The organism is Dysgonomonas sp. 511 (assembly GCF_010501105.1).
Taxonomy (GTDB): Bacteria; Bacteroidota; Bacteroidia; order Bacteroidales; family Dysgonomonadaceae; genus Dysgonomonas.
In genome coordinates, this window is record NZ_QVMQ01000002.1 from 209,173 (window position 1) to 210,172 (window position 1,000).

The window sequence follows — 1,000 nt, forward strand, 5'->3', positions numbered from 1 at the left end:
AGATCCCGTACCCGTATAAAGCTTTTACATTGGGAAAGAGGAGGCCTTGTTTTATATCATAAGCGTTTGGAGTATGGACGGATAAGCATCCCTAAACTGGATCAATCAACAGGGCACTATCACTTATCATGGTGTGATTTAGTGCTTATGGTAGAAGGTGTTTCTTTAAACCGGATTATTCGTAAAAAGAGATATAACATTCCACATAAAACCGCATAAATAAAGGCTTTAAAGCTTGTGTATATCCTCCGTTTTGCGTATCTTTAACATATGGAAAAGATGCAGGAATTGGAACGGAAATTACAAGAAGCCCTCCTCCGAAACCGGGAGTTGGAGCTTAAAAATACATTCCTGCGATCTGATAACAGTCAGTTGCAATCTAATGTAGATAAACTACAATCCGATATTACCAGTTTAGAATCCGATAAAGGCAAATTAGAATCCAACATTGGGATATTGCAAACCAAATTAACAAAACTTGGAGATGAATTACTTTATCTGCGCCGGAGTATATCAATACGAGGTAAAACACGTACTTGCTCACTAGCTAATAAACAAGTTAAAGTTTATCTGACAAGGGCAGCTATTACAGCGATGTGCCATGATCCGCAGATGAAAGCATATTATAAAAGAAAAGTAGAGCAAGGAAAACATAAAGCATCGGTAGTTAATGCAATAAGAGCAAAAATTATAGCAAGATGCTTTGCTGTCATACGTAGACAAACACCGTATGTATCGCTTGTAGCATAATAAACTCATCGCTCGGGGAACGCCCAGCGGCAAGGGGCGGGAGCACCCGTCCCGACGAGCGAAAATGATAAAAATACCCAAGTCCATAAAAATATAAACTTGGGCAAATATTTAACACTGTAAATTGGGAAGAGACTTAGAATTCAACCTCTTGTTTATTTTTCAAGTTCGCTAGTTAAAACTATGTACTTTAGTACAAGGCTTTAGCTTCTATAAATGTTTAAAATTCTATCTTTGTAACGTTTATGGA

General features: G+C 37.5%; 2 protein-coding genes. Both read left to right on the forward strand.

Going from position 1 to position 1,000, the window contains the following annotated elements:
- A partial coding sequence (gene tnpB / locus D0T57_RS01810) for an IS66 family insertion sequence element accessory protein TnpB (RefSeq protein ID WP_163270258.1) occupies positions 1–219 on the forward strand: 219 nt, incomplete at its 5' end.
- A gap of 51 nt (positions 220–270) precedes the next feature.
- Positions 271–750: a hypothetical protein gene (locus D0T57_RS01815; protein WP_163270261.1), complete on the forward strand. Its 480-nt coding sequence runs from the start codon at positions 271–273 to the stop codon at positions 748–750.
- Positions 751–1,000 lie beyond the last annotated feature (250 nt).